Origin of the sequence: Streptomyces sp. NPDC051219 (assembly GCF_040682335.1) — a bacterium.
Lineage (GTDB): Bacteria > Actinomycetota > Actinomycetes > Streptomycetales > Streptomycetaceae > Streptomyces.
Window position 1 is genome coordinate 379,047 of record NZ_JBFBAS010000001.1, and the last position, 25,298, is coordinate 404,344.

At 71.1% G+C, this 25,298-nt stretch carries 19 protein-coding genes and 1 pseudogene; 16 read left to right on the top strand and 4 right to left on the bottom strand.

The features are described 5' to 3' along the window. Positions 1-58: 58 nt before the first annotated feature. Positions 59-844 (top strand): SDR family NAD(P)-dependent oxidoreductase, encoded by a 786-nt coding sequence (locus AB0M62_RS01850; protein WP_366072078.1) that lies wholly within the window; start codon positions 59-61, stop codon positions 842-844. Positions 845-849: 5 nt separating this feature from the next. Here AB0M62_RS01850 and AB0M62_RS01855 read toward each other — a convergent pair. The 3 genes and pseudogenes from AB0M62_RS01855 to AB0M62_RS01865 form a co-directional block, all read right to left on the bottom strand. Next, positions 850-1,032 (bottom strand): annotated as a pseudogene (locus tag AB0M62_RS01855) (hypothetical protein); the annotation flags it as partial. Beyond that, positions 1,029-1,547, bottom strand: a complete 519-nt coding sequence (locus tag AB0M62_RS01860; protein WP_366072079.1) for a YbaK/EbsC family protein — start codon at positions 1,545-1,547, stop codon at positions 1,029-1,031. The gene AB0M62_RS01860 and the pseudogene AB0M62_RS01855, both read right to left, overlap by 4 nt. 62 nt (positions 1,548-1,609) lie before the next feature. Further along, positions 1,610-3,226: a penicillin-binding transpeptidase domain-containing protein gene (locus AB0M62_RS01865; protein WP_366072080.1), complete on the bottom strand. Its 1,617-nt coding sequence runs from the start codon at positions 3,224-3,226 to the stop codon at positions 1,610-1,612. Positions 3,227-3,624: 398 nt separating this feature from the next. On the opposite strand from AB0M62_RS01865, the gene AB0M62_RS01870 reads away from it, so the two are divergent. Continuing rightward, positions 3,625-5,850 carry a helicase gene (locus AB0M62_RS01870; RefSeq protein WP_366072243.1) on the top strand — a complete coding sequence of 742 codons (2,226 nt, stop codon included), beginning with the start codon at positions 3,625-3,627 and terminating at the stop codon, positions 5,848-5,850. A 127-nt stretch (positions 5,851-5,977) separates the two neighbouring features. On the opposite strand, the gene AB0M62_RS01875 is transcribed toward AB0M62_RS01870, so the two are convergent. Further along, positions 5,978-7,705 (bottom strand): phospholipid carrier-dependent glycosyltransferase, encoded by a 1,728-nt coding sequence (locus AB0M62_RS01875; protein WP_366072081.1) that lies wholly within the window; start codon positions 7,703-7,705, stop codon positions 5,978-5,980. Positions 7,706-7,767: 62 nt separating this feature from the next. Here AB0M62_RS01875 and rsmI point away from each other — a divergent pair, with 62 nt between their 5' ends. The 14 genes from rsmI (at position 7,768) to galK (ending at position 25,022) form a co-directional block, all read left to right on the top strand. After that, a complete protein-coding gene (gene rsmI, locus AB0M62_RS01880; RefSeq protein WP_366072082.1) occupies positions 7,768-8,646 on the top strand; it encodes a 16S rRNA (cytidine(1402)-2'-O)-methyltransferase in 879 nt (292 codons plus the stop codon). Positions 8,647-8,784: 138 nt separating this feature from the next. After that, positions 8,785-9,273 carry a hypothetical protein gene (locus AB0M62_RS01885; protein ID WP_366072083.1) on the top strand — a complete coding sequence of 163 codons (489 nt, stop codon included), beginning with the start codon at positions 8,785-8,787 and terminating at the stop codon, positions 9,271-9,273. A 62-nt stretch (positions 9,274-9,335) separates the two neighbouring features. Then, a complete protein-coding gene (locus AB0M62_RS01890) occupies positions 9,336-10,217 on the top strand; it encodes a TatD family hydrolase (RefSeq protein ID WP_366072084.1) in 882 nt (293 codons plus the stop codon). A gap of 313 nt (positions 10,218-10,530) precedes the next feature. Continuing rightward, a complete protein-coding gene (locus AB0M62_RS01895; RefSeq protein ID WP_366072244.1) occupies positions 10,531-11,739 on the top strand; it encodes a ubiquitin-like domain-containing protein in 1,209 nt (402 codons plus the stop codon). Positions 11,740-11,775: 36 nt separating this feature from the next. Beyond that, positions 11,776-12,666, top strand: a complete 891-nt coding sequence (gene rsmA, locus AB0M62_RS01900) for a 16S rRNA (adenine(1518)-N(6)/adenine(1519)-N(6))-dimethyltransferase RsmA (RefSeq protein WP_366072085.1) — start codon at positions 11,776-11,778, stop codon at positions 12,664-12,666. Then, positions 12,663-13,556, top strand: coding sequence for a 4-(cytidine 5'-diphospho)-2-C-methyl-D-erythritol kinase (locus AB0M62_RS01905; RefSeq protein ID WP_366072086.1), 894 nt, complete (start codon positions 12,663-12,665; stop codon positions 13,554-13,556). The genes rsmA and AB0M62_RS01905 overlap by 4 nt, the downstream gene beginning before the upstream one ends. A gap of 95 nt (positions 13,557-13,651) precedes the next feature. Then, positions 13,652-14,998 carry an acyltransferase gene (locus AB0M62_RS01910; RefSeq protein WP_366072087.1) on the top strand — a complete coding sequence of 449 codons (1,347 nt, stop codon included), beginning with the start codon at positions 13,652-13,654 and terminating at the stop codon, positions 14,996-14,998. Positions 14,999-15,072: 74 nt separating this feature from the next. Further along, a complete protein-coding gene (locus AB0M62_RS01915; protein ID WP_366072088.1) occupies positions 15,073-16,875 on the top strand; it encodes an ABC-F family ATP-binding cassette domain-containing protein in 1,803 nt (600 codons plus the stop codon). Between the two features lie 252 nt (positions 16,876-17,127). Further along, a complete protein-coding gene (locus tag AB0M62_RS01920; protein WP_366072089.1) occupies positions 17,128-18,927 on the top strand; it encodes a PQQ-binding-like beta-propeller repeat protein in 1,800 nt (599 codons plus the stop codon). A gap of 61 nt (positions 18,928-18,988) precedes the next feature. Then, positions 18,989-20,770, top strand: a complete 1,782-nt coding sequence (locus AB0M62_RS01925) for a PQQ-binding-like beta-propeller repeat protein (protein ID WP_366072090.1) — start codon at positions 18,989-18,991, stop codon at positions 20,768-20,770. Between the two features lie 163 nt (positions 20,771-20,933). After that, positions 20,934-21,632 carry a LuxR C-terminal-related transcriptional regulator gene (locus AB0M62_RS01930; protein ID WP_366072091.1) on the top strand — a complete coding sequence of 233 codons (699 nt, stop codon included), beginning with the start codon at positions 20,934-20,936 and terminating at the stop codon, positions 21,630-21,632. 170 nt (positions 21,633-21,802) lie between these two features. After that, a complete protein-coding gene (galT, locus tag AB0M62_RS01935) occupies positions 21,803-22,864 on the top strand; it encodes a galactose-1-phosphate uridylyltransferase (RefSeq protein WP_366072092.1) in 1,062 nt (353 codons plus the stop codon). After that, on the top strand, positions 22,861-23,871 hold the full coding sequence (gene galE, locus AB0M62_RS01940) for a UDP-glucose 4-epimerase GalE (RefSeq protein ID WP_366072093.1): 1,011 nt from the start codon (positions 22,861-22,863) through the stop codon (positions 23,869-23,871). Before galT ends, galE begins: the two co-directional genes overlap by 4 nt. Continuing rightward, positions 23,868-25,022: a galactokinase gene (gene galK, locus AB0M62_RS01945; RefSeq protein ID WP_366072094.1), complete on the top strand. Its 1,155-nt coding sequence runs from the start codon at positions 23,868-23,870 to the stop codon at positions 25,020-25,022. The genes galE and galK overlap by 4 nt, the downstream gene beginning before the upstream one ends. Positions 25,023-25,298 lie beyond the last annotated feature (276 nt).

Here is a 25,298-nt window from a genome sequence, read left to right on the forward strand (position 1 = left end):
TACCGTGCGGGCGCCGAACGCTGGTTCAGCCGGGTAGGGCGCCGGGTAGGGCGCCCCCATGAGGCGTTTCGAGTCGTATGGAGTACTGATCACCGGCGCGGGGCGCGGTATCGGCGAGGCCACCGCCCGCCGGCTGGCCGCCGAAGGCGCCCACGTCCTCGTCACGGACCTGGACGAGGACCGCGCCGAGAAGGCGGCGGCGGGCATCCGGGAGTCCGGCGGCGTCGCGGAGGCGCTGGCCTGCGACGTCGCGGACAGTACCTCGGTCGACGCGGCCGTCGCGTACGCCGTCCAGCGGTTCGGCTCCCTCGACACCCTCGTCAACAACGCCTACTCCTGCCACCCCGACGCCCCGCTCTTCGAGGACGAGTCGGACGAGATCTGGCAGCGGGACCTCGACATCACCCTCACCGGCGCCTACCGCTGTGCCCGTGCCGCGCTCCCCCACCTCGCCGCCGCCCCGGACGGCCGGGGCGCGATTGTCAGCATCGGCTCGGTCAACGGCGAGCAGGACTTCGGCAACCACGCCTACAGCGCGGCCAAGGCGGGCCTCGCCGGGCTGACCCGTACCCTCGCGGGCCACGCCGCCCCCAGGGGCGTACGCGTGAACCTGGTCGCCCCCGGCACGGTCCGCACGGACGCCTGGGCGGGCCGGGACGATGCTCTGGCGCGGGCGGCCGAGTATTACCCCCTCGGCCGAGTCGGCCACCCGGACGACATCGCTGCTGCGGTGGCGTTTCTCGCCTCCCGCGACGCGTCCTGGATCACCGGCGTGACGCTCCCCGTGGACGGCGGCATTCTGACCGGCCGGACGGGCCTGCGGCGGGCGTTGCGCGGGGAGTGACCGCGATACGGCCAGGCCCCGGAGGCCGGCAGCGGCGCGAAACAGGCCAGCACAAGACCGATCACCGCCCCGCCGCCCGCCATCAGCGTGAAGGCGACCAGCTGGTCCTTGATGCCGTGTGCGATGGCGTTCCAACTGGCGTGTGTGACAGCGGCGATGAGAACAGCCGCCGCGACGAATACGCTCACGCGCTCTGCTCACGCACGTCCACCAGCGTGCCGCCGGCGTGCGCGATCAGTGTGCTGGGCTCCAGAGGGAACACCGTGTGCGGCGTGCCGGCCGCCGCCCACACCACCTCGTGGTCCAGCAGCCCCCGGTCGGCGAGCACCCGCGTCCGGGTGCGGTGGCCGAAGGGCGGTACGCCGCCGATCGCGTATCCGGTGGTCTCCCGGACGAGTTCGGCGTCGGCGCGCCCGACCTTGCCGGCGCCCAACTCCCTGCGTACGGCTTCCACATCCACCCGTGAGGAGCCGTCCATCAGGACAAGTACGGGGACGCCGTCCGCCGCGAAGATCAGTGACTTCACGATCTGGCTGAGCGCACAGCCGATCGCGGCGGCGGCTTCCGCGGCCGTACGTGTGGCGTCGGGGAAGCGGCGGACCTCCACATCGAGGTCCAGCTGCCTCAGCGCCTCGGCGAACCGCGGGTCGGCGACGGATCCTGCGGCAGGCGGTCGGGCAGCGGGGCTTTCGGAGGTGCTCATGACGGGCACGCTAGCGCTCGGTGTAGGGCCACGCGACCGGGTTCCGACAGGCGGCCGCGTCCTCAGTTGCCCGCGCGCAGAACCGCCGCCACGATCGGCCCGGCCGCATCGCCGCCGTGCCCGCCCTTCTCGACGACGGCGGCGGCGGCGAGGTCACCGGAGTAGCCGGTGAACCAGCTGTTGGGCTGGGCGTTGCCGTCGATCTCGGCCGAGCCGGTCTTCGCCCCCTTGGGAGACGGGACGCCGGCCATGGGGCCCGCACCCGTGCCGGATGCCGCCGTGAGCTGCATTGCGCGGCGCAGGGCCCGTGCGACGGACCCCTTGAGGCCGTCGGCGGTCGCCAGTTGACGGTTGTCCAAGGACTGCGCGACGATCACCGGCTGGTCGAACCGGCCCGTCTTCACGGTGGCGGTCACCGAGGCCATGTTCAGCGGGCTCATGAGTACCTTGCCCTGGCCGATCATCGCGGCAGCGCTGTCCTGCTTGCCGGTCACCGGCACGCTGCCGTCGAACGACGGGATCCCGACGCTCCACTCGTGACCGAGGCCGAAGAACCGGTCGGCCGCGTCGGTGAGGGACGCGTCGTCAATGGCGTCGTCGGCGATCGGCTTGATGAAAGCGGTGTTGCACGACCGGGCGAAGCTCTGCTCGAAGGTGGCGTCCGGGATCTCGAAGCCCTTGAGGTTGCGGAAGGTCTGGCCGTACCACACGGCCGACTTGGGGCAGGGCGCGCTGCCGCCGTACGACATCAGGCCCTTGTCGAGATAGAGCGCGGCGGTGACGATCTTCATTGTGGAGCCGGGCGCCAACTGCCCCTGAAACGCCGCGTTGTACCCGTCGGCGCGGTGGTTGGCGAACCCCAGTACATGGCCGGTGCTCGGCTCGATCGCCACCACCGACGACTCGCCGTACTTCTTGACCGCCCGTTCCGCCGCCTCCTGCACGCCGGCGTCAAGGGTCGTCTCCAGCTTCGCCGGCTTGCCCTCGGAAAGCGTCAGCAGCGTCTGGTCGGGGCTTCCCTCACCCACGCTGTCGATCCACAGCTCGACACCTGGCTCGCCGCCCCCGGCCAGCTCGCCGTACCGGGTCCTGAGCTGGTCCAGGACCGGCCCCAGAGAGGGGTACTTCTCCCTGGTGAGCGGCTTTCCGTCGCGGTCCACCGCCTCCAGGGACGGCGCCGAGGCGGTGCCGGTCTTCATCTGGAGGCCGGTGGTCAGCTTCGGGTGCACCACGGTCGGCACCCAGTCGACCAGCGGCTTGCCGGTCTTCACCCCGCGGACGACCGTCAGCGCCGACTCGTACGTCCAGGGCTTGGTCCTGCCCTCGTACGAGACCACGGCCTTGACGGTGAACGGGACCGTGGCCCCGACCGGCGTGCCGGGCGTGAGCGCGACCTGGGAGACATGGGCATCGGTGCGGTAGGTGGCCAGCGCGGGCTGCGCCTCGGCGGCATTGTTCGTGAGCCCGGACGCGGTGTTCACGTCCCCCTCCGCCCAGGCGGCGAGGAAGTCCTTCGCCGTCCGGTCGATCTCCTCGGCACTGGGCGGGCCCGTTCGGACGGGGACCGCGCCGCCCACACCGCTCGTCCCGCCCAGCACGTTGTAGGCGCCGTAACCGGCGCCACTGGCCAACACCACGAACACGCCGCCCACGACGGCGACCTTCGTTCCGCTCCGCATCCCCGTAGTCCCTCCCCAGGAGCCGCGCACTGAACACGTTCAAAAAGGGGTACTGGTCCACACCATACGGCGCGTGAGTGAGTGAAGGGGCGTCTGTTATCGGAACGGAACGATCGCGATCACGCTGACGAGCGCCGCCGCGGCCGTCCGGCAGGACCCGGGACCCAGGGGTCGAACCACATCACGAGCGTGCACAACCGGACTCGTCGCACATTGCCGCGCTGCACCCCGCTCGGGAGCAGTGATTGCTCAAAAAAAAGACAAGCCCCGGATGAAATTGGCATCCGGGACTTGATCCTGCGTATATTTAATCCTTCATGCCTTCGCGAAAAAAGGCATTAGGAGAAGTCTTCTGCGAGAAGCATATCGCGTCAGGAGTGGAATTGTCAACCGAGGAAATGCGGCAGGAACAGCAATTCATCACCGGGCTCTACACCCGGCTCGATCAGCTCAGGGAGCAGGCCGAGGAGTCGGTGCGCGGCGCGCTCGTGCAGGTCGGGAGCGGTTTTCAGGCCAAGCTTGAGCGGGATGTGCTGGTGGCAGAGCAGTCCGGGCTGCTCAGTGCGATCCACGCGGGGGAGAACGGGCTCTGTTTTGGACGCCTCGACTTCCGGGACGGCCGGACCCACCACATCGGACGCATCGGAATTCGGCAGGACGACCCGTCCCGTACGCCCCTGGTGATCGACTGGCGGGCGGACGTGGCGCGTCCCTTCTATCTGGCCACCGGTCATTCCCCGATGGGCCTGCGGCGCAGGCGGCACATCACCACCGAGGGGCGCACCGTCACCGCGCTCCACGACGAGCTGATGGACCTCAGGGACCCGACCCGCACCGGCCATGAGGGCGCGGACGCCGACGAGGTCCTGCTGGCCGCGCTGGACGCCGCCCGCACGGGGCGGATGCACGACATCGTCCGGACCATCCAGGCCGAGCAGGACCGCATCATCCGGGCGCCCCACCGGGGCGTCATGGTCGTCGAGGGCGGCCCCGGCACCGGGAAGACCGTCGTCGCGCTGCACCGGGCGGCGTATCTGCTGTACGAGCACCGGGAGCTGCTGGCCCGTCGCGCAGTTCTGATCGTCGGCCCGAATCCGGCCTTCCTGAGTTACATCGGCGACGTGCTGCCGTCCCTGGGCGAGACCGGGGTGCTGCTGGCCACCATCGGCGAACTCTTCCCCGGTGTGCGCGCCACCGGCACCGACAGTCCGGCCGCCGCCGAGGTCAAGGGGCGCGCCGCGATGGCCGGCGTGCTGGCGAAGGCGCTGCGGGACCGGCAGACCGTGCCCGAGCGGGCGACGGAGATCGACCACGACGGATACGGGACGCTCCACCTGGACCGGGCCATGGCCGAGGACGCGCGCTGGCGGGCGCGCGAGAGCGGGCTGCCCCACAACCTGGCCAGGCCCGTCTTCGCGTTCCACGTCATTGACGCGCTCACCGCGCAACTGGCCGAGCGGATCGGCGCCGACCCGTTCGGCGGGCCCAATCTGCTGGGGCCCGACGACGTCGCCCAGATGGGCAAGGAGATCGCGACGAGCCGGGAGGTCCACGCGGCCGTCGACGAGCTGTGGCCGCAGCTCACCCCGCAGGAGTTCGTCGCGGACTTCCTGGCGGAGCCGGTCCACCTCGACGACGAGTCGGCCGAGCTGATCCAGCGGCAGGGCGGGGCGTGGACCCAGGCCGACGTACCGCTCCTCGACGAGGCCGCCGAACTGCTGGGCGAGGACGACAGTGCGGCCCGCGCCGCGGCCGAGGCCGAGCGCCAGGAGCGGATCGCCTACGCACAGGGCGTGCTGGAGCTGTCCGCCGGTTCGGAGACGTACGAGTTCGAGGACGAGGAGTCCGAGGTCCTCGCGGCGCACAACATCGTCGACGCCGAGCGGATGGCCGAACGGCACGAGGAGGCCGACCGCCGCAGCGCGGCCGAGCGGGCGGCGGCCGACCGGACCTGGGCGTTCGGCCACATCGTCGTCGACGAGGCGCAGGAGCTCTCGGCGATGGCCTGGCGGCTGCTGATGCGGCGCATTCCGACGCGCTCCATGACGCTCGTCGGGGACCCGGCGCAGACCGCGGAAACGGCCGGGCTCGGCTCCTGGGAACGCATCTTGGAGCCGTACGTGGGCGACCGATGGGAGCACGTACGGCTGGGGGTCAACTACCGTACGCCCGCCGAGATCATGGAGGTGGCGGCCGGGTTCCTGCGGGCGCACGACCCGTCGTTCGTGCCGCCCGGCTCGGTGCGGTCAACCGGGGTGCGGCCCTGGGCGCTGCGAGTCGCCGCGGGCGGCCTCGCCGCTGCCGTGGCGCGGGAGGCCGCGGCGGCCCGGGGCGGGGGACGGGTCGCGGTCGTCGCCCCTGCGGCGCTGCACGCGTCGCTCCTCGCGGAGCTGCCGGACGCGGGCCACGGGCCCGCGCCCGACCTCACCCGGGACGTGGTGCTGCTGGACGCACGGCAGGCGAAGGGGCTGGAGTTCGACACGGTGCTGGTCGTGGAACCGGCCGAGTACGGGGTGAGTGATCTGTACGTCGCGCTGACCCGCGCCACCCAGCGCCTCGGGGTGCTGCACACCGGCGATCTGCCCGGGGCGCTCGGGGGACTGGAGGAAGCGGGGGGCCGCTAGGACCTGGCGACGGCAGACCCTGGGCCGTCCGTGGGCTGTCCAACGGCCACTCTGGACGACCGATGACGACCACCAACCACGGTGGCGGGGCCGGCACCCACAGGTGCCGGCCCCGCCACCGTTCCTGCTAGACCCAGGTGTCGAACCACATCCGGTTGCGCCACTCGTCCATAGGGATCGTCTGCCCGGTGTAGACCGGATAGAAGTAGATGAAGTTCCAGACGATCAGCAGCACCAGCACGCCCGATCCGACCGCCCCGATCGTCCGCCGCCGTTCGCTCGCCCCCGGCGGTCCCAGGAACGCGCCGATCATCATCGCCAGCGCCAGGCACAGGTACGGCACGAACACGACCGCGTAGAAGAGGAAGATCGTGCGCTCCTGGTAGTTGAACCAGGGCAGATAGCCGGCCGCGATCGCGCACGCGATCGCGCCCGCCCGCCAGTCGCGGCGGAACGCCCACCGCCACAGCACGTACAGCAGCGCGAAGCAGCCCGCCCACCACAGCAGCGGGGTGCCGAGCGCCAGGACCTCGCGGGCGCACTTGCCCGCCTCGGTCGCCGGGCAGCCGTCGTTCCCGGGGAGCGGCGACTCGTAGAAGTACGAGACGGGCCGGCCCTGCACCAGCCAGCTCCACGGGTTCGACTCGTAGGTGTGGGCCGAGGTCAGGTCCACATGGAACTTGTAGACCTCGGTCTCGTAGTGCCACAGGCTGCGCACCCAGTCCGGCAGCCAGGTGAAGTTCCCGCCCGCGCCGTCGCCCTTGGCCCAGTCCCGGAAGTAGCCGCCCTTCCCGTTGTCGGGGCTGAGGATCCAGCCCGTCCACGACGCGGTGTACGTGACCAGGGCGACCGGCACCGTCGAGACGAACGCGGGCAGCGCGTCCCGCCCGAGCATCGCCGCGTACGGGTTCGCCGCGCCCGCCACCCGCCGGGCGCCCACGTCCCACAGAACCGTCAGGATGCCGAAGAAGACGATGGCGATCGCGCCGTTCCACTTCGTGCCGAACGCCAGGCCCAGGCAGATTCCCGCCGCGATCCGCCAGGGCCGCAGGCCCAGCCGCAGCTGCTCGGCGACGGTGACGTCCGGGCGTGTCACCCCGTCCGCGTCGACCGGCAGGGCCGCCGCGAGCCGGGCTCGGGCCCAGTCGCGGTCGACCAGCAGACAGCCGAAGGCGGCCAGTACGAAGAACATCAGCACCTGGTCGAGCAGCGCGGTACGGCTCATCACGAAGTGCAGTCCGTCGACGGCCAGCAGTGCGCCCGCGAGGCAGCCCAGGAACGTGGAGCGGAAGAGCCGGCGGCCGATCCGGCACAGCATCAGCACCGAGAGCGTGCCGAGTACGGCGGTCATGAAACGCCAGCCGAACGGGTCGAAGCCGAAGATCCACTCGCCCGCGCCGATGACCCACTTGCCCACCGGCGGATGCACCACATAGCCGGGATCCGTGGGGACCGCGACCCGGGAGGGGTCGGCGATGACCGACTTGTCGATGTCCTTGGCCCAGCTCGACTCGACCCCGCGGTGGATCAGTGCCCAGGCGTCCTTGGCGTAGTACGTCTCGTCGAATATCACCGCCTTGGGGCTGCCCAGGTTCACGAACCGCAGCACCCCGGCCACCAGGGCCACCAGCAGCGGCCCGCCCCACGCCGACCAGCGCAGCAGCCGCTGCGCGACGGTGGGCGGGAGCCCGAGCACCGTCCACAGGCGGCCGGACGGCCTGTTGTACGCAGGCACCAGCCGCTCACGGACGTCCGTGCTCGCCGGGGCGGCGTAGCCGAACCGGCGCAGCCGCCGCTGCCAGGAGGGCGGCTGTTCGTCGGCGGCCCGGCCAGGATGGGTCGCAGTGCTAGTCACCGGGTCATCGTAGGGAACGGATCTGGGCAAGTGGTGGGCCCGGGCCCTGCGAGGATGGTCGGGTGACTGGAACGCTGGTACTCGCAGGGACCCCCATCGGTGATGTCGCGGACGCGCCGCCCCGGCTCGCCGCCGAGCTGGAGACGGCCGACGTCGTCGCCGCCGAGGACACCCGGCGGCTGCGCCGGCTCACCCAGGCTCTGGGCGTGCAGACCTCGGGGCGGGTCGTGTCGTACTTCGAGGGGAACGAGTCCGCCCGTACGCCGGAACTGGTCGAGGCACTGGAGGGCGGCGCCCGGGTGCTGCTGGTCACCGACGCCGGTATGCCGTCCGTATCCGATCCCGGCTACCGGCTCGTCGCCGCGGCCGTCGAGAAGGACATCAAGGTCACCGCCGTTCCCGGGCCGTCGGCCGTGCTGACCGCCCTGGCGCTGTCGGGCCTCCCGGTGGACCGCTTCTGCTTCGAGGGCTTCCTGCCCCGCAAGGCGGGCGAGCGCCTCGGCCGGCTCCGCGAGGTCGCCGACGAGCGCCGCACCCTCGTCTACTTCGAGGCCCCGCACCGGCTGGACGACACGCTCGCCGCCATGGCCGAGGTGTTCGGCGAGCAGCGGCGGGCCGCCGTCTGCCGTGAGCTGACCAAGACGTACGAGGAAGTGAAGCGCGGCCCGCTGGGGGCGCTCGCCGAATGGGCCGCCGAGGGCGTGCGCGGTGAGATCACCGTCGTCGTCGAGGGCGCGGCGGACACCCGGGGGCAGGAGTTCGACCCCGCCGAGCTCGTGCGCCGGGTGCAGGTTCGCGAAGAGGCGGGGGAGCGGCGCAAGGAGGCCATCGCGGCGGTGGCGGCGGAGGCGGGGCTGCCCAAGCGCGAGGTGTTCGATGCCGTGGTCGCGGCAAAGAACGCGTCTCGGCAGGTGCCAGGAGTCGGTAAAGGACTAATCTGAAAAGCAAAGCTTAGGCCGCGCATCGGGGTCTTTCGTCGGCAGATACCCAAAACCGCTCCAACGGACGACAGACCTGATGCGCTCCCGCCGGAACAGGCGTCCACTGGCTAGTGCCACCAGTGGACCAGAGGAGCTGGCATGAGTGAGATCGCAGATACACCGACCCCCGGCGCCGTCGCCCCCACCGTGGGCAGCGCTGTGAGCACCGCGCACGAGTCCTATGCGTTCGCCTGTATGAGGTGCGGGTACGGCTGGGAGCAGTCGTACGAGATAGAGCACCACGTCGACGGCAGGGGCCAGCCGTTCGTCACCTACAAGGCCAACGGGGAACGGGTTCCCTCACCGCTCTCCAAGCCCACCTGTCTGAACTGCGGTGGGCATGTCGTGCGCATCATGCGGGCCGGCCAGGTCTCCTCGGTTCTGGGCACGCTGGACCAGCTGTACCACCACCCCGTCGCGCCCGGGATCGCCGGTCCGGTACCGGCCGGCGCACCGGTGAAGCGCCCGCCGAAGCCGGCCGCCGCGGAGCCTGTTGCCGCCGAGCGCGCCACTCCGGGCACGGACGAGGCCGAGGTCGGGCACCACTGGCAGCTCTCCCACCTGTTCCACGCCTTCCACCGCAAGTGACGCCGGGACGCGGCGGTGATGCGCCGGTGATGCGCCTCCGGGGCGCCTCGTAGGATCGCCCCATGCCGAAAACTCGCGGAGGCAAGGACGCTCCGCCGCCGCTGCCCGAACCGCTCGGGGTGCCGGTCGCCGACTCGCACACCCATCTGGACATGCAGGAGGGCACCGTCGAAGGCGCCCTGGAGAAGGCGGTCTCGGTCGGCGTCACCACCGTGGTCCAGGTCGGCTGCGACGTGAAGGGCTCGCAGTGGGCCGCCGAAACCGCTGCCGCGTACGACAGCGTGCACGCGACCGTAGCCCTGCATCCGAACGAAGCCCCGCGCATCGTCCTCGGCGACCCCGACGGGTGGTCCAGGCAGGGTGCTCGCGAGGCGGGCGGGGACGCGGCCCTCGACGACGCGCTCGCCGAGATCGACCGGCTGGCGTCGCTGCCGCAGGTGCGGGGCGTCGGGGAGACGGGCCTGGACCACTTCCGCACCGGACCCGACGGGATGGCAGCTCAGGAACGCTCTTTCCGGGCCCACATCGAGATCGCCAAGCGGCACGGCAAGGCGCTCGTCATCCACGACCGCGAAACGCACGCCGATGTGCTGCGCGTGCTGCGCGAGGAGGGCGCTCCCGAGCGCACCGTCTTCCACTGCTTCTCGGGCGATGCCGAGATGGCCGAGGTCTGCGCCGCCGCCGGCTACTTCATGTCCTTCGCCGGCAACATGACCTTCAAGAACGCCCAGCCGCTGCGCGACGCCCTCGCCGTCGCACCGCTCGACCTCGTGCTCGTCGAGACCGATGCGCCGTTCCTGACTCCTGCGCCCTACCGCGGACGGCCCAACGCCCCCTATCTCATTCCGGTCACCGTCCGTGCCATGGCCGCGGTGAGGGGCGTCGACGAGGACACCATGGCGGAAGCGATCTCCGTGAACACGGCTCGGGCGTTCGATTACTGAGTGAAGTCGCGTCGCTTTGGAGAGTGACGGCCACTCCGCTAGTGTCCCGGCCCGCAGCGTCAGCCAGGCGGACCGGACCACTGGAGCGAGCGTCGTGAGCAAGTCGCAGGGCAGTCACCGTGCCGCGCGCGGGGGCGGCGGCCGCCGGGCCGGAACCGTGGCGCCGTACGAGCCGTACGAGCCGCGTGAGCCCCGTGAGCCCGACGAGACGTACACGCCCCGTCCGCCCGGCACGCCCTACGAGGCGCCCGAGGCGCTCCAGCGGCCCGAGACGTACGTGCCCTTCCCCGAGCAGGCGACTCTTCCGGTCAAGATCCCTGCCACCCTCCCGGACCTCGGTGAGTTCCTGGTCCCGCACCAGAGCCCGCCGGGCGCGGGCGGCCGTGCCGAGGCCCGGCGGGCCGCCCGCCGCCGCAAGGCCGTCCAGGGGCCCGAGGGACTGCGCCGCCTCGTCCCCAAGGCTCTGGTCATGGCGTTCCTGGCCGGTGGCACCTCGGCGTTCGTCGTGGACGACAAGGCGGTCCGGCTCACCGTCGACGGCGTTCCGCGCACCATGCACACCTTCGCCGACGACGTGGACGAACTGCTGGAGGACCAGGGTCTCGAGGTCGGACGGCACGACATCGTCGCCCCCGCCCCGGACACCGAGCTCGCCAACGGGGACGAAGTCGTCGTCCGCTACGGCCGTCCCGTCACCCTCACCCTCGACGGGCGGCGCCGCCAGGTGTGGACCACCGCCCGCACGGTCGCCGGCGCGCTGCGCCAGCTCGGGGTGCGCGCGGAGGGCGCGTACCTCTCCGCCTCCCGCTCCTCCGCCATCTCCCGCCACGGCCTCGCGCTGGACGTCCGGACCGAGCGCACGGTGACCTTCATGGCCGACGGCCGCGAGCACACCATCCGTACCAACGCGGCCACCGTGGCGGAAGCCCTCGGTCAGGCCGGCATCACCCTGCACGGCCAGGACACCACGTCCGTGCCGCCGGGCTCGTTCCCGCGCGACGGCCAGACCGTCACCGTCATGCGGATCACCAGGAGGCAGGAGGTCCGCGAGGAGCCGATCGGATACGAAACCCGCCGGACCGAGGACCCCTCACTCTTCGCCGGTACGGAGATGGTCGTCCGCGCGGGCCAACACGGCGCACGGCGGGTCACCCACGCCCTGCGCACAGTCAACGGCGTCAGGCAGAAGCCACGGAAGATCGCCGACGAGGTGGTGCGGAAACCGGTCACCCAGATCGTCCGGGTCGGCACCAGGCCGCGACCGTCGTCCGTCCAGGGCGCCGACGGGCTGGACTGGGACGGGCTCGCCCGTTGCGAGTCGGGCGGACGGCCCGGCGCGGTCGACCCCTCGGGGACGTACGGCGGGCTGTACCAGTTCGACACCCGCACCTGGCAGGCCCTGGGCGGCAGCGGCCGGCCACAGGACGCGAGCGCGGGAGAGCAGACGCACCGGGCGAAGAAGCTGTACGTACAGCGGGGGGCGAGCGCCTGGCCGCACTGCGGCCGGCTGCTCCGAGGGTGAGCCGGGCGGTGCGCCGAGGTGGCCTAGGCTTGACCGGTGAGCACCACTGAGCCCGACGCATCCGACGCCCTCCTGGGCCCCGCCGACATCCGCGAACTGGCCGCCGCGCTCGGCGTACGCCCCACCAAGCAGCGCGGCCAGAACTTCGTCATCGACGCCAACACGGTCCGGCGGATCGTTCGGACGGCGGGTGTGCGGCCCGAGGACGTCGTCGTCGAGGTCGGGCCGGGGCTCGGTTCGCTGACCCTGGCGCTGCTCGAGGCGGCGGACCGGCTCGTGGCGGTCGAGATCGACGACGTGCTGGCCGGTGCGCTGCCCGCGACCATCGCCGCCCGGATGCCCGCCCGCGCGGACCGCTTCTCACTGGTGCACGCCGACGCGATGCACGTCCAGGAACTGCCCGGCCCGCCGCCCACCGCGCTGGTCGCCAACCTCCCGTACAACGTGGCCGTACCGGTCCTGCTGCACATGCTCGACCGCTTCCCGACCATCGACCGGACCCTCGTCATGGTCCAGGCCGAGGTGGCCGACCGGCTGGCTGCCAAGCCGGGCAACAAGGTGTACGGAGTGCCGTCGGTGAAGGCCAACTGGTACGCGGAGGTCAAGCGGGCCGGTGCCATCGGCCGCAACGTCTTCTGGCCGGCCCCGAATGTCGACTCGGGCCTCGTCGCACTCGTCCGCCGGACGGAACCGCTGAAGACCACCGCAAGCAAGGCGGAGGTCTTCGCGGTCGTGGACGCGGCCTTCGCGCAGCGCCGCAAGACGCTGCGGGCCGCGCTCGCGGGATGGGCCGGATCGGCCCCTGCCGCCGAAGCGGCGCTGGTGGCGGCGGGAGTCTCGCCGCAGGCGCGCGGCGAGGCGCTGACGGTCGAGGAGTTCGCCCGTATCGCGGAGGCCGCGAAGGCCGCGAAGGAGACGTCCGCGTGAGCGTCACGGTCCGAGTGCCCGCAAAGGTCAATGTGCAGCTCGCGGTGGGCGGGGCCCGCCCCGACGGCTTCCACGACCTGGCCAACGTCTTCCTCGCGGTGAGCCTCTACGACGAGGTCACGGTCGCGCCCGCCGACTCGCTGCGGATCACCTGCTCCGGCCCCGACGCCGGCCAGGTCCCCCTGGACCGTACGAACCTGGCCGCGCGGGCGGCGGAGCTGCTGGCCGCGCGCCACGGGCTCAGCCCCGACGTGCACATCCACATCGCCAAGGACATCCCCGTCGCCGGCGGCATGGCAGGCGGCAGCGCGGACGGCGCGGGGGCGCTGCTCGCGTGCGACGCGCTGTGGGGCACGGGTGCCTCGCGGGCCGAACTCCTCGACATCTGCGCCGAACTGGGCAGTGACGTGCCGTTCAGCCTGGTCGGGGGAGCGGCGCTCGGCACCGGCCGCGGCGAGCGGCTGACCCCGCTCGAGGTCGGCGGCTCCTTCCACTGGGTCTTCGCGGTGGCCGAAGGGGGGCTGTCCACACCCGCGGTGTACCGGGAGTTCGACCGTCTGAACCAGGGCACCGACGTCCCGGCGCCCGAGGCGTCACCGGCACTGCTGACCGCCCTGCGCTCCGGCGACCCCACCGCGCTGGCGAACGCCTTGGCCAACGACCTGCAGCCGGCGGCTCTGTCGCTGCGCCCTTCCCTCGCGGACACGCTGGCGGCGGGCACCGCGGCGGGCGCCCTGGCGGCCCTGGTCTCCGGCTCCGGCCCGACGACGGCGTTCCTGGCGAAGGACGTGGACACGGCCGAATCGGTCGCGAAGGCCCTGCTGTCCTCGGGAACGTGCCGCACGGCCCGGGTGGCCTCGTCCCCGGCCGAGGGCGCGATGGTCCTGTAGCCGGTCCTGCAGGGGCGGCCCGGAGCCGGTACTCAGGCTGAAGTTGAGTACGCGAGCGCTGACGCCTGCCGGGGCGCCGGCGCGACCGTACTCGCATGGGATCAAGCGTTCGTGAACTCGCCGACTCCACGCCCTCCGGGCGCGACCGGTACATCGATCTGCTGCGCGTCGCCTCGCTCGGGACGGTCGTCCTCGGGCACTGGCTGATGGCCGTCGTCACTTCCGACGGGGTCGGGAACCTGCTGGCCGTAGTGCCGGAAGTGCAGCTGCTCACCTGGGTACTGCAGATCATGCCGGTGTTCTTCTTCGTCGGCGGCTTCTCGCACGCGCTGTCCTACCGTTCGCTGCGCCGCAAGCAGCCCGACGCCGGCGTGTACCCGGCGTTCCTCCGGACCCGCCTGCAGCGTCTGCTGCGCCCCACCATGGTGTTCATCCTGGTGTGGGGTTCGATGGCGCTCCTCGTACAACTGCTCCGCGGGGACGGCGGGCTGACCGGAGTGGCCCTGCGGCTCGTGGCTCAGCCGCTGTGGTTCATCGGGATCTATCTGGCGATGGTGGCGTTCACCCCGCCGCTTCTGAAGCTGCACGAACGGTACGGCTGGGGGGCCTTCGGGGTGCTGGCCGCGGCCGCGGCCACCGTGGACGTGCTGCGGTTCGCGGCTGGGGTGCCCTTCGTCGAGTTCCTGAACTTCGCCTTCGTCTGGCTCGCCGTGCACCAGCTCGGCTTCCTGCGCGCCGACGGACGTATCCGCATTCCTTCGGCCCTCGCGGCGGCCGGTCTGGCCGGTGCCACCGCACTGGTGGCCCTCGGCCCGTATCCGCTCTCGATGGTCGGCATGCCGGGCGAGAGGGTCAGCAACATGGCACCGCCCACGCTGGCCCTGCTCTGCCACGGCCTGTGGCTGGTGGGGGCGGTGGAACTGCTGCGCGGCCCCGGCGCGCGACTGCTGGCCCGGCCCCGGGTGTGGCGGGGCGTCGTCGCCGCCAACGGGGTTTCCATGACCGCCTTCCTCTGGCACCTGACCGCGATGCTCGGGGTGTACGCGCTGATGTTCGCCCTCGGCCTGCCGATGCCCGTCCCCGCGAGCGCCGTGTGGTGGGCGCAGGCGCCGGTGCGCATCCTCGTCGCCGCCGCCCTGACCGCCGTACTCGTCGCCGCCTTCCGAGGCTTCGAGCGGCCGCCCACCGTCCGGCCGCCCACGGTCCGGCCGCCCACGGTCCGGCCGCCGGCGCCCGGCCGGGCGTCCGGCCCGGCGGCCGCTCTGGGCATCACCCTCTGCCTGCTCGGCGTCCTCGGGCTGTCGATGGTCGGCTTCGGCGGTCTGCTCCAAGGGCGTACGGCGACGCTCGTCGCGGTACGGATCAGCGCGCCCGTGGCTGTCGCGATGGCGCTGGCGGGCTGGCTGCTGGTCGAGCGGGCCGGTCGCGTCCGGCAGCGCTGACCGGCACCGGGCGGGCGGGCCGCGGGGTGGCGACTAGGCTGGGGAGTCGATCCACACCCGTCCCAGGAGCGTTGATGGCCGTCAATCTGGTCAGTGTCGAGGCAGTCAGCAAGGTGTACGGCACCCGTACCCTGCTCGACGGCATCTCCCTCGGCGTGTCCGAGGGGGACAGGATCGGTGTCGTGGGCCGCAACGGCGACGGCAAGACGACCCTCATCCGGATGCTCGCGAAGCTGGAGGAGGCCGACAGCGGCCGGGTCACACACAGTGGCGGGCTCCGCCTCGGGGTGCTCACCCAGCACGATTCGCTCGACCCCGCCGCGACCATCCGGCACGAGATCATCGGAGACCTCGCCGACCACGAGTGGGCCGGCGACGCCAAGATCCGCGACGTGCTGACCGGGCTGTTCGGCGGGCTGGACCTCCCCGGCTTCGCGCAGGGGCTGGACACCGTGATCGGCCCGCTCTCCGGCGGTGAGCGCCGCCGTATCGCACTGGCCAAGCTGCTGATCGCCGAGCCAGACCTGCTCGTCCTCGACGAGCCGACGAACCACCTCGACGTCGAGGGCATCGCCTGGCTGGCCCAGCACCTCCAGGCGCGCCGCTCCGCACTGGTCTGCGTCACCCACGACCGCTGGTTCCTGGACCAGGTGTGCACCCGGATGTGGGACGTCCAGCGGGGTGATGTGCACGAGTACGAGGGCGGCTACAGCGACTACGTCTTCGCGCGGGCCGAGCGTGAGCGCATCGCCGCCACCGAGGAGGTCAAGCGCAAGAACCTGGTCCGCAAGGAGCTGGCCTGGCTGCGGCGCGGCGCTCCGGCCCGGACCAGCAAGCCGCGCTTCCGCGTGGAGGCGGCCAATGAGCTGATCGCGGATGTGCCGCCGCCCCGGGACACCGCCGAGCTGATGAAGTTCGCGAACTCGCGCCTCGGCAAGACGGTGTTCGAGGTGGAGGACGTGACGGTCCAGGCCGGGCAGAAGGTGCTGCTCAAGCACCTCACATGGCAGCTGGGCCCCGGCGACCGGGTCGGCCTCGTCGGCGTGAACGGCTCGGGCAAGACCTCGCTGCTGCGGGCGCTGGCCGAGGCGGCCCGCACCCAGGGCGACGTACAGCCCGTGGGCGGGAAGATCACCGTCGGCAAGACCGTGAAGCTCGCCTACCTCTCGCAGGAGGTCGGCGAACTCGACCCGTCCCTGCGGGTGCTGGAGGCGGTCCAGCGGGTGCGCGACCGGGTGGACCTGGGCAAGGGCCGGGAGATGACGGCAGGTCAGCTGTGCGAGCAGTTCGGCTTCTCCAAGGAGAAGCAGTGGACGCCCGTCGGCGACCTCTCCGGCGGTGAGCGGCGCCGGCTGCAGATCCTGCGCCTGCTGATGGACGAGCCGAACGTCCTCTTCCTCGACGAGCCGACGAACGACCTCGACATCGAGACGCTGACCCAGCTGGAGGACCTGCTCGACGGCTGGCCGGGCTCGATGGTCGTCATCAGCCACGACCGGTTCTTCATCGAGCGGACCACCGACAAGGTGATGGCCCTGCTCGGCGACGCGTCGCTGCGGATGCTGCCGCGCGGTCTCGACGAGTACCTGGAGCGCCGTCGCCGGATCGTCGAGTCCGCGACACCCTCTCCGGCGGCGGCGTCGGCTCCGGCGAAGGAGAAGCCGTCCGGGGACGCACGCGCGGCGAAGAAGGAACTGCAGAAGATCGAGCGGCAGCTGAACAAGCTCTCCGACCGGGAGACAAGCTTGCACGCCCAGATCGCCGACAACGCCACCGACTTCGAGAAGGTGGCGAAACTCGACACGGAACTGCGTGAACTTCTCGCCGAACGCGACACGTTGGAGATGCGCTGGCTGGAACTCGCGGAAGACGTGTGACCGTCTCCTTCCGGGGCGCCGCCCCTGAACTCCCCGTCGCATAACAACGCCGTCACAGGCCGGTCCTCCCTTGGGAACAGGGGCTGGACCGGCCCTTCGCACAAGTGGGCGGAGTGATAGAAAGAACTCCCGCTCGACTGACGCAGATCTGCGGGATCCATGCCCGATTCGCTCCTTTCCGGCGGTGTTTCACGTCGGAATTGCGGGGGAGGCCGGTCGGGCGGTGGACTCCGCGTGAAGAGGTAAGTGCTGATGACTCAGCCGCCCAACCAGCCACCGCAGGGGGGCTTCGGCGCGCCCCAGGATCCCCAGCAGGGGCCTCCTACGCCCCAGCCGCCGCAGATGCCGCCGGTCCCTCCGGCCGCTCCGCAGACTCCGCCGCCCGGCGGGCAGCCGGGCTACGGCTATCCGCAGGCGCCGCAGCCCGGTTACGGCTACCCGCAGGGCGCACCGCCCGCCGGGGACAATCCTTATGCGCAGCAGCCCGGTCAGCCCGGCCCGTACGGTCAGCCCGGCCCGTACGGTCAGCAGCCCGGACCGTACGCCCAGCAGCCCGGTCCCTACGGCCAGCAGGTCCCGTACGGGTACCCGCCCCAGCAGTTCCCGGGCGCCCCGGCGCCGGCCGGCGGCGGCCGGAACCCCTTCAAGGGCAAGCCCGCCCTCGTCGTCGCGGCGGCCGTGGCCGGCCTGCTGGTGATAGGCGGCGGTGCCTACGCATTGGTCGGCGGCGGCGAGGACGACGACAAGCCGAAGGCCGGCAAGAGCAAGGACCCGGCGCCCAGCAGCTCGCCCAGTGTCGACCAGGGCGACGGCAGCGGCGACGGCGGGCAGACGAACGAGGACCTCAACGCGGGCCGCAAGCCCGGCGAGGACAAGGTCCTCTGGTTCAAGACGAACGACATCGACGTGCCCGGCAGCGGCGCCGAGACGCTCGGCATGTGGTTCGCGGGCGATGTGGTCGCCAAGGCCTCCTACAGGTCGGTCACGGGATACGGCGTCACCGACGGCCAGAAGAAGTGGTCCGTGCCGTTCACCGGCGACATCTGCGGGGCGCCCCGGCAGACCACCGCGGACGGCAAGATCGTGGTCGGCTTCAAGGACGGCACCTCCAAGGACGCCGACTGCAACCAGCTCAAGATGATCGACCTCAAGGCCGGCAAGGAGGGCTGGACGAAGGAGGTCCCCGAGGAGGGCGCCTTCGACATCATGACCCAGCTCGACCTGGCGATCACGGGGAACACCGTCACGGCCAGCAGAATGGGACCGTCCAGCGCCTTCCGGGTCAGTGACGGCGCGAAGCTGTTCGGCAAGAGATCCGGTCCGTGCAGCCCCGACTCGTTCGCCGGCGGCGCGAAGTTGATCGCGGTCGAATCATGCACCAAAACCGAGACCGAGCAGGTCGAGGAGTTCGATCCGGTGACCGGCAAGGCCAAGTGGACGTTCAAGGTCCCCAAGGGCTGGTCGGTCCGCAAGGTTTACTCCGTCAACCCGGTCGTCATCTACATGACGAACGAGGACAAGAAGCAGTGGAACGTCACCACGCTCAAGTCCGACGGCTCGGTGCGCTCGCAGCTCGACACCAAGGACAGCTTCCAGCCCGACTGCGGATTCTCCATCCTCGACCGTGATTTGCAGGGTTGCATCGGCGCGGCGGTGGACGCCAACACGCTCTACCTGCCGACCGAGCCGAAGTCGGGTGGCAGCGGCGGCCGTTCCAACGAGATCGTCGCCTTCGACCTCAATACCGGTAAGGCCAAGTGGCGTTCGGCGGCCGGCGAGGGTCGCACGATGATGCCGCTGAAGGTGCAGGGCGGGAGCCTCGTGGCGTACCTGGAGCCGACGTACGACAAGGGCGGCTCGGTGGCGAGCATCGCCGCCGGCGGCGGCAAGCCGAAGGTGCTGCTTCAGCACCCCGAGGCGGCCTCGGACATCGAGGACTCCTTCTTCTCGAAGCAGGTCGACTACGTGGACGGCCGGTTCTTCATCTCGACGACCCGGCTCTCGGGCAAGGACGACACCGAGGAGAAGCTCATGATGGCCTTCGGCAAGTGAGCGCCTCGAGTACGTCACTGAACTCCGTCCCCCACTTCCCTTCCCCAGAGGTACGACCGCGATGACGCAGCCGCCCCAGCCGCCCCCACCTCCCAACGAACCGCCCCAGGACGGATTCGGTGCGCCGCAGGACCCGCCGCCCGGAGGGTTCGGAGTTCCCCAGGACCCCCCGCCCGGAGGGTTCGGCGCACCGCAGCAGCCGCCGGCGTACGGGTATCCGCAGACCCCGCCGCCGGGACAGCCCGGTTACGGCTATCCGCAGCAGCCGGGCTACGGCTATCCGCAGCAGCCCGCCCAGCAGCAGCCCGGCTATGGCTACCCGGCCCCTCCGGCGACCCAGCAGATGCACTCGGGCGGCGGCGGTGGCGGCAAGAAGCCCAACGCCCAGATGATGATCATCATCGCGGCGGTCGTCGCGGTGGCGCTGATCATCGTCGGTGGCGTCTGGTACGCGTCGGGCAAGGACGGCGACGGCGGCGGCCGGAACGAGTCCAAGGGCACCTCGGGCTCGACCGAGGGCGGCAAGGACGGCAAGGACGCCAAGGGCTCCGACAATCCCGCCTTCGGGGGCGAGGGCAAAGAGAAGCCCCCGGCCGACCCCAACTCAACGGTCGCCTTCCAGGTGCCTCAGCCCAAGGTCACCGAGGTGACCTCGGTGGAAGGATCCTGGGCCACCGACACGGTGTACGCGAAGAGCGGTGTCAGTCAGATCGTCGGCTACGACCCGGTCAAGGGAACCCAGAAGTGGGTCATTCCGCTGCCGGGCCAGGTGTGTGCCGCCACGAAGCACGTCACTCAGGACAACAGGACGGCGATCGCGTTCGAGCCCGCCAAGCGGACCGCCGCCGCCAAGTACCAGTCGTGCACCGAGGTCGGCGTCATCGACCTCAACGTCGGCAAGCTGCTGTGGAGCAAGTCCGCCAAGGCGACGAACGGCGGTGACCAGAAGGTGGACTTCAAGGAGGTCACCATCGGCGGTCCCACCGTAGCCGCCGGCGGTATCCGTGGCGGCGCCGCGTGGAACCTCGCGGACGGCGCACCCCGCTGGGTGCCGAAGGTCGACCCCGACGGCTGCTACGACTTGGGGTACGCGGGGGGCGAGGCGCTCGCCGCGATCCGCAAGTGCGGGCCGTACGGCAACCAGTACCTCCTCGTCCAGGCCCTGAACCCGGCCAACGGCGCCCCGCTCTCGACGTACAAGATGTCGGCCGGTATCGAGTGGGCGAGCATCGTCTCCAGCAAGCCGCTGGTCGTCGCCGCCGACGTCGGCGACAGCGCCGGTGACGGCAGCGGCATCTCGGACTTCTTCTCCATCGACGAGAAGACCGGAAAGCTGCGTAGCAAGATCACGGTCGACGCCGACCGGTACGCGGCCCGGTGCGCCAGCACGGAGGTCGAGTCCTGCCAGAAGGTCGTGGTCGGCAACGGCCGGATCTACGTACCGACCGAGGAGCACGAGGGCGGCGGCGAGTACGGCGACACGAACGAGATCGTCTCCTTCGACCTGGTCACCGGCAAGGCGACCACCGACCGGGCGGACGCGGGCGACCGCTACACGATGTTCCCGCTGCGTATGGACGGCGGCGACATCATCGCGTACAAGTGGCCTCCCTACGACAAGGGCGGACAGATCGTCAGCATCGACGGCCGCACGCTCAAGCAGACCGTGCTGCTGCAGAACCCGGGCGACAAGTCCGTGCGGTCGGCGGAGACCAGCTTCTCGTCGGACTACGCGGAGATCCGCTACACCAGCGGCCGCATGTACTCCTCCGAGGTCATGATCAGCAAGCCGACGGCCTACTCGGAGAAGGAGTACCTGGTGGTCGCCTTCGGGACCGGCTGACCCGCCGGCCCCTGACCCGGCAGACGCAGCGCAGCCAGGAAATGACGGAGAATTCCGCATTCTGGGGGCTTCAACCCGGTAACGGGCGCGCAGAGTCGAACAAGCGTGTAGCTTGCCGGGTCAGGAGGGCCGGGGGGCCCGCTCCTGGGGGATGGGGGGTTCGATGGGAGTGCGGCTCATGGTGGTCGACGACCACCGTTTGCTGGCCGAGGCGCTGGCCTCGGCACTGAAACTGCGCGGGCACCGGGTGCTCGCCGCGGCCGCGCCGACATCGGGCGCCGCCGAGCTGGTGGTGAGCAGGGCGCCGGAAGTGTGCCTGTTCGGTACGGCGACCCCGGCCGAACCGGGCGCCTTCGAGCCGATCGTACGGATCAAACGCGAGCGGCCCCAGGTGGCCGTGGTGGTGCTCGGGCCGGTGCCCAGCCCGCGCGGGATCGCCGCCGCCTTCGCCGCCGGCGCCTCCGGGTACGTACGCCACGACGAGCGCATCGAGGGAGTCGAGCGCGCCATGGTCAAGGCCCGGACCGGCGAGGCGGCGGTGGCGCCGCAATTGCTCCAGGGCGCCTTCGCCGAGCTGCTCAACCCGGTCGCCCAGCCGGACGACGAGGGCACCCAGCTGTTGCGGATCCTGACGCCGCGCGAGGTGGAGGTGCTGGTCCGGGTCGCGGACGGCGAGGACACCCGGCTCATCGCCGCGGGCATGGGGATCGCCCCGAGTACGGCCCGCACGCATGTCCAGCGGGTGCTGATGAAGCTGGGCGTGGGGTCCCGGCTGGAGGCGGCAGCGCTGGCGGCGCGCACCGGGCTGCTGGACCGGGCGTCCGTGCCCGGGCAGTCGTCGGCGGGCCCGGAGCCGGACTGACCTGGCCCAAGCGCATGACCTGAGCGGTACGGGATAACTGCCCGTACCGCTCAGCGGCCTGTCCGGAACCGGCGGAAGGTCATGGACGTTGACGCGGGCTGTTGAGTTGTGGTTCTTTGCGTGTGGTTCTGTTCGGTCTCCGTCGGCCGACTGGTGTGAGGAGCTCTCGGGTGAAGAAGACGTCGGTCCGGCTCGCTGACGGCCGTGAGCTGCTCTACTTCGACGCCCGCGACGACGCCGTACGCGACGCCGTGGACCCGAGGCCGCTCGAAGCCGTCTCGACCACCTCCGAGATCCGCCTGGACGCGCTCCTCGGCGACGCGGTCGCCATCGCCTCGCACCGGCAGACCCGCACCTACCACCCGTCCGCCGACGCCTGCCCACTCTGCCCGTCCCGCGACGGGCGGCACAGCGAAATCCCCGCGCCGGACTACGACGTCGCCGTCTTCGAGAACCGCTTCCCCTCCCTCGCCGGCGACTCCGGGCGCTGCGAGGTCGTCTGCTTCACCTCCGACCACGACGCCTCGTTCGCCGACCTCACCGCGGAGCGGACGGCTCTGGTCCTGGAGGCCTGGACCGACCGCACCGCGGAACTGGCCGGACTTCCCCAGGTCAAGCAGGTGTTCTGTTTCGAGAACCGCGGTGCGGAGATCGGCGTCACGCTCGGCCACCCGCACGGCCAGATCTACGCGTACCCGTTCACCACCCCCCGCACCACGCTGATGCTGCGCTCGCTCGCCGCGCACGCGGAGGCGACCGGCGGCCGGAACCTCTTCGACGACGTCATCGCGCGCGAGTGCGCGGAGGGGCGGCGGGTGGTGCTGGAAGGCGAGCACTGGGTGGCCTTCGTCCCGTACGCCGCGCACTGGCCGTACGAGGTGCACCTCTATCCCCGCCGACGCGTCCCGGACCTGCGGGCGCTCGACGACGCGGCACGCACAGAGTTTCCACAGATCTACCTGGAACTGTTGAGGAGGTTCGACCGGATCTTCGGGCCAGGAGAGCCGCCGACGCCGTACATCGCGGCCTGGCACCAGGCGCCGTTCGGCGGTCTGGAGGAATTTGGTGTCGACCGACACGATTTCGCTCTTCACCTCGAGCTTTTCACCATCAGGCGCACTTCCGGCAAGCTGAAGTTCCTCGCGGGCTCCGAATCCGGCATGAACGTGTTCATCAACGATGTGCCGCCCGAGGCCGCGGCCGAGCGACTGCGAGAGGTAGCGAGCGAGTGAGCGCTGTATCCACCCCGGGGGCGACCCCCGGACCCCGGAAGTACCTGGTCACGGGCGGAGCGGGATATGTCGGCAGTGTGGTGGCGGCGCATCTGCTGGAGGCCGGTCACGAGGTGACCGTGCTCGACGATCTGTCCACCGGGTTCCGGGAAGCGGTCCCTGCCGATGCGGCCTTCATCGAGGGCCGTATCCAGGACGCGGCCGAATGGCTGGACTCCTCGTACGACGGCGTGCTGCATTTCGCGGCCTTCTCACAAGTCGGCGAATCCGTTGCCGATCCCGGGAAGTACTGGGCCAACAACGTGGGCGGGACCATGGCGCTGCTGGCCGCCATGCGCACGGCCGAGGTGCGCCGGCTCGTCTTCTCCTCCACCGCGGCCACCTACGGGGAACCGGTCACCACGCCGATCACCGAGACCGCCGCCACGGCGCCGACTAGCCCGTACGGCGCATCCAAGCTCGCCGTCGACCACATGATCACGGGCGAGTGCGTGGCGCACGGACTGGCCGCCGCCTCCCTGCGGTACTTCAACGTGGCGGGTGCCTGGCGGACGTACGGAGAGAGGCACGCCCCCGAGTCGCACCTCATCCCGCTCGTCCTCCAGGTCGCCCGGGGCAGGCGCGAGGCCATCTCCGTCTACGGCGACGACTACCCCACCCCCGACGGCACCTGCGTCCGTGACTACATCCATGTCGCCGACCTCGCCGAGGCGCATCTCCTCGCCATGGACGCCGTGGTCACCGGCGAACACCTCATCTGCAACCTCGGGAACGGCAACGGTTTCTCGGTCCGTGAGGTCGTCGAGACCGTACGCAAGGTCACCGGCCACCCGGTCCCGGAAACGACCGCCCCGCGCCGCGCCGGGGACCCGGCCGTGCTCGTCGCCTCCGCCGAGACGGCCCGGCAGAAGCTCGGCTGGCAGCCCTCGCGCGCCGACCTGGCCGGGATCGTCGAGGACGCCTGGGCCTTCGCCCGTCGCACGGAGCACGAGGAGAGTGAGGAGTGAGCCCGGGAGCGAGCCCGGCCGAGGACTTCGAGGCGCTGTACGGGACCGCCCCCGAGGGGATATGGGCGGCCCCGGGCCGGGTGAACCTCATCGGTGAGTACACCGATTTCAACGACGGGTTCGTGATGCCTCTGGCCCTCCCGCAGACCGCGGTGGCCGCCGTCTCACGCCGTACGGACGGTGTCCTGCGCCTCCACTCGGCAGACATGGACGGCGGCGTGGTCCAGCTGCGTGTCGAGGAACTGTCACCCCGGGCAGGGGCGGGCTGGGAGGCGTACCCGGCGGGAGTGGTCTGGGCGCTGCGAACGGCCGGCCACGCCGTGACCGGCGCGGACATCCACCTGGCGTCCACCGTGCCGACGGGTGCGGGCCTGTCCTCGTCCGCCGCGCTGGAGACCGTCATCGCCCTCGCCCTGAACGACCTGTACGAACTGGGCCTGAGCCGCGATCGGTTGGCGGTCACGGGACAGCGCGCCGAGAACGGTTTCGTCGGCGTCCCGTGCGGGATCATGGACCAGACCGCATCCGCCTGCTGCACGGACGGCCACGTCCTGCACCTCGACACGCGCGACATCAGTCGCCGGCAGATCCCGTTCGACCTGGCCGGCAGCGGTCTGAAGCTGCTGGTCGTGGACACCCGCGTGCAGCACGCGCTCGGCGACGGCGCGTACGCGGAGCGGCGCGCCGGATGCGAGTCGGGTGCGCGGGCGCTCGGCGTGCGCGCGCTGCGCGACATCGCGTACGTGCAACTGCCGGCCGCACTCTCCCGTTTGAGCGACGAGACGGTGCGACGTTATGTGCGGCACGTCGTCACCGACAACCATCGCGTCGGCCGCGTCGTCGCCCACCTCGACGCGGGAGACGTCCGTGCCGTGGGGCCGGTCCTCACCGAGGGTCACGCCTCTCTCCGGGACGACCTCCGCGTCTCCTGCCCCGAGTTGGACCTGGTGGTGTCCGCCGCGAACACGGTGGGCGCTCTGGGCGCCCGGATGACGGGCGGAGGCTTCGGCGGCTCGGCGATTGTGCTGGTCGAGGCCACGGACGCGGACATGGTGGCCAGATCGGTCGTCGAGGCCTTCGCGACGGCGGGGTACGCGGCTCCGCGGATCTTCCCCGCGGTGCCGTCGGCGGGCGCACGCAGGCTCGTTTGAAAAGTTCTTTGTCGACTTCTGTCTCTTTGCGAAACTTCCGGCACACCACAAACATCCAGGCCAACCAGTTCTGCAAATCACCTTCCGCTCCCCCTCGCCGCCCGTACGCTGATGCACAGCACCGGTGGGGGCCGGTGTTGATTCAGGGGTAGCGACAGTCGGGTACGACGCCCGGGGTGAGCTGGCGGTCGAAGGTACGGCGGCGGCCGTGCGACTGCGGTTCACCGATTCCGGGCGCCGTACCCGTACGGTTCCGTTCCCCTATGCCTGGGGGTG

What these genes read in the sequence shown, in the direction of transcription:
- AB0M62_RS01850 (WP_366072078.1), top strand. Translation starts at nt 59, where the DNA reads ATGAGGCGTTTCGAGTCGTATGGAGTACTGATCACCGGCGCGGGGCGC.
- AB0M62_RS01860 (WP_366072079.1), bottom strand. Translation starts at nt 1,547, where the DNA reads ATGAGCACCTCCGAAAGCCCCGCTGCCCGACCGCCTGCCGCAGGATCC.
- AB0M62_RS01865 (WP_366072080.1), bottom strand. Translation starts at nt 3,226, where the DNA reads ATGCGGAGCGGAACGAAGGTCGCCGTCGTGGGCGGCGTGTTCGTGGTG.
- AB0M62_RS01870 (WP_366072243.1), top strand. Translation starts at nt 3,625, where the DNA reads ATGCGGCAGGAACAGCAATTCATCACCGGGCTCTACACCCGGCTCGAT.
- AB0M62_RS01885 (WP_366072083.1), top strand. Translation starts at nt 8,785, where the DNA reads ATGAGTGAGATCGCAGATACACCGACCCCCGGCGCCGTCGCCCCCACC.
- AB0M62_RS01890 (WP_366072084.1), top strand. Translation starts at nt 9,336, where the DNA reads ATGCCGAAAACTCGCGGAGGCAAGGACGCTCCGCCGCCGCTGCCCGAA.
- AB0M62_RS01910 (WP_366072087.1), top strand. Translation starts at nt 13,652, where the DNA reads ATGGGATCAAGCGTTCGTGAACTCGCCGACTCCACGCCCTCCGGGCGC.
- AB0M62_RS01915 (WP_366072088.1), top strand. Translation starts at nt 15,073, where the DNA reads ATGGCCGTCAATCTGGTCAGTGTCGAGGCAGTCAGCAAGGTGTACGGC.
- AB0M62_RS01920 (WP_366072089.1), top strand. Translation starts at nt 17,128, where the DNA reads ATGACTCAGCCGCCCAACCAGCCACCGCAGGGGGGCTTCGGCGCGCCC.
- AB0M62_RS01925 (WP_366072090.1), top strand. Translation starts at nt 18,989, where the DNA reads ATGACGCAGCCGCCCCAGCCGCCCCCACCTCCCAACGAACCGCCCCAG.
- AB0M62_RS01930 (WP_366072091.1), top strand. Translation starts at nt 20,934, where the DNA reads ATGGGAGTGCGGCTCATGGTGGTCGACGACCACCGTTTGCTGGCCGAG.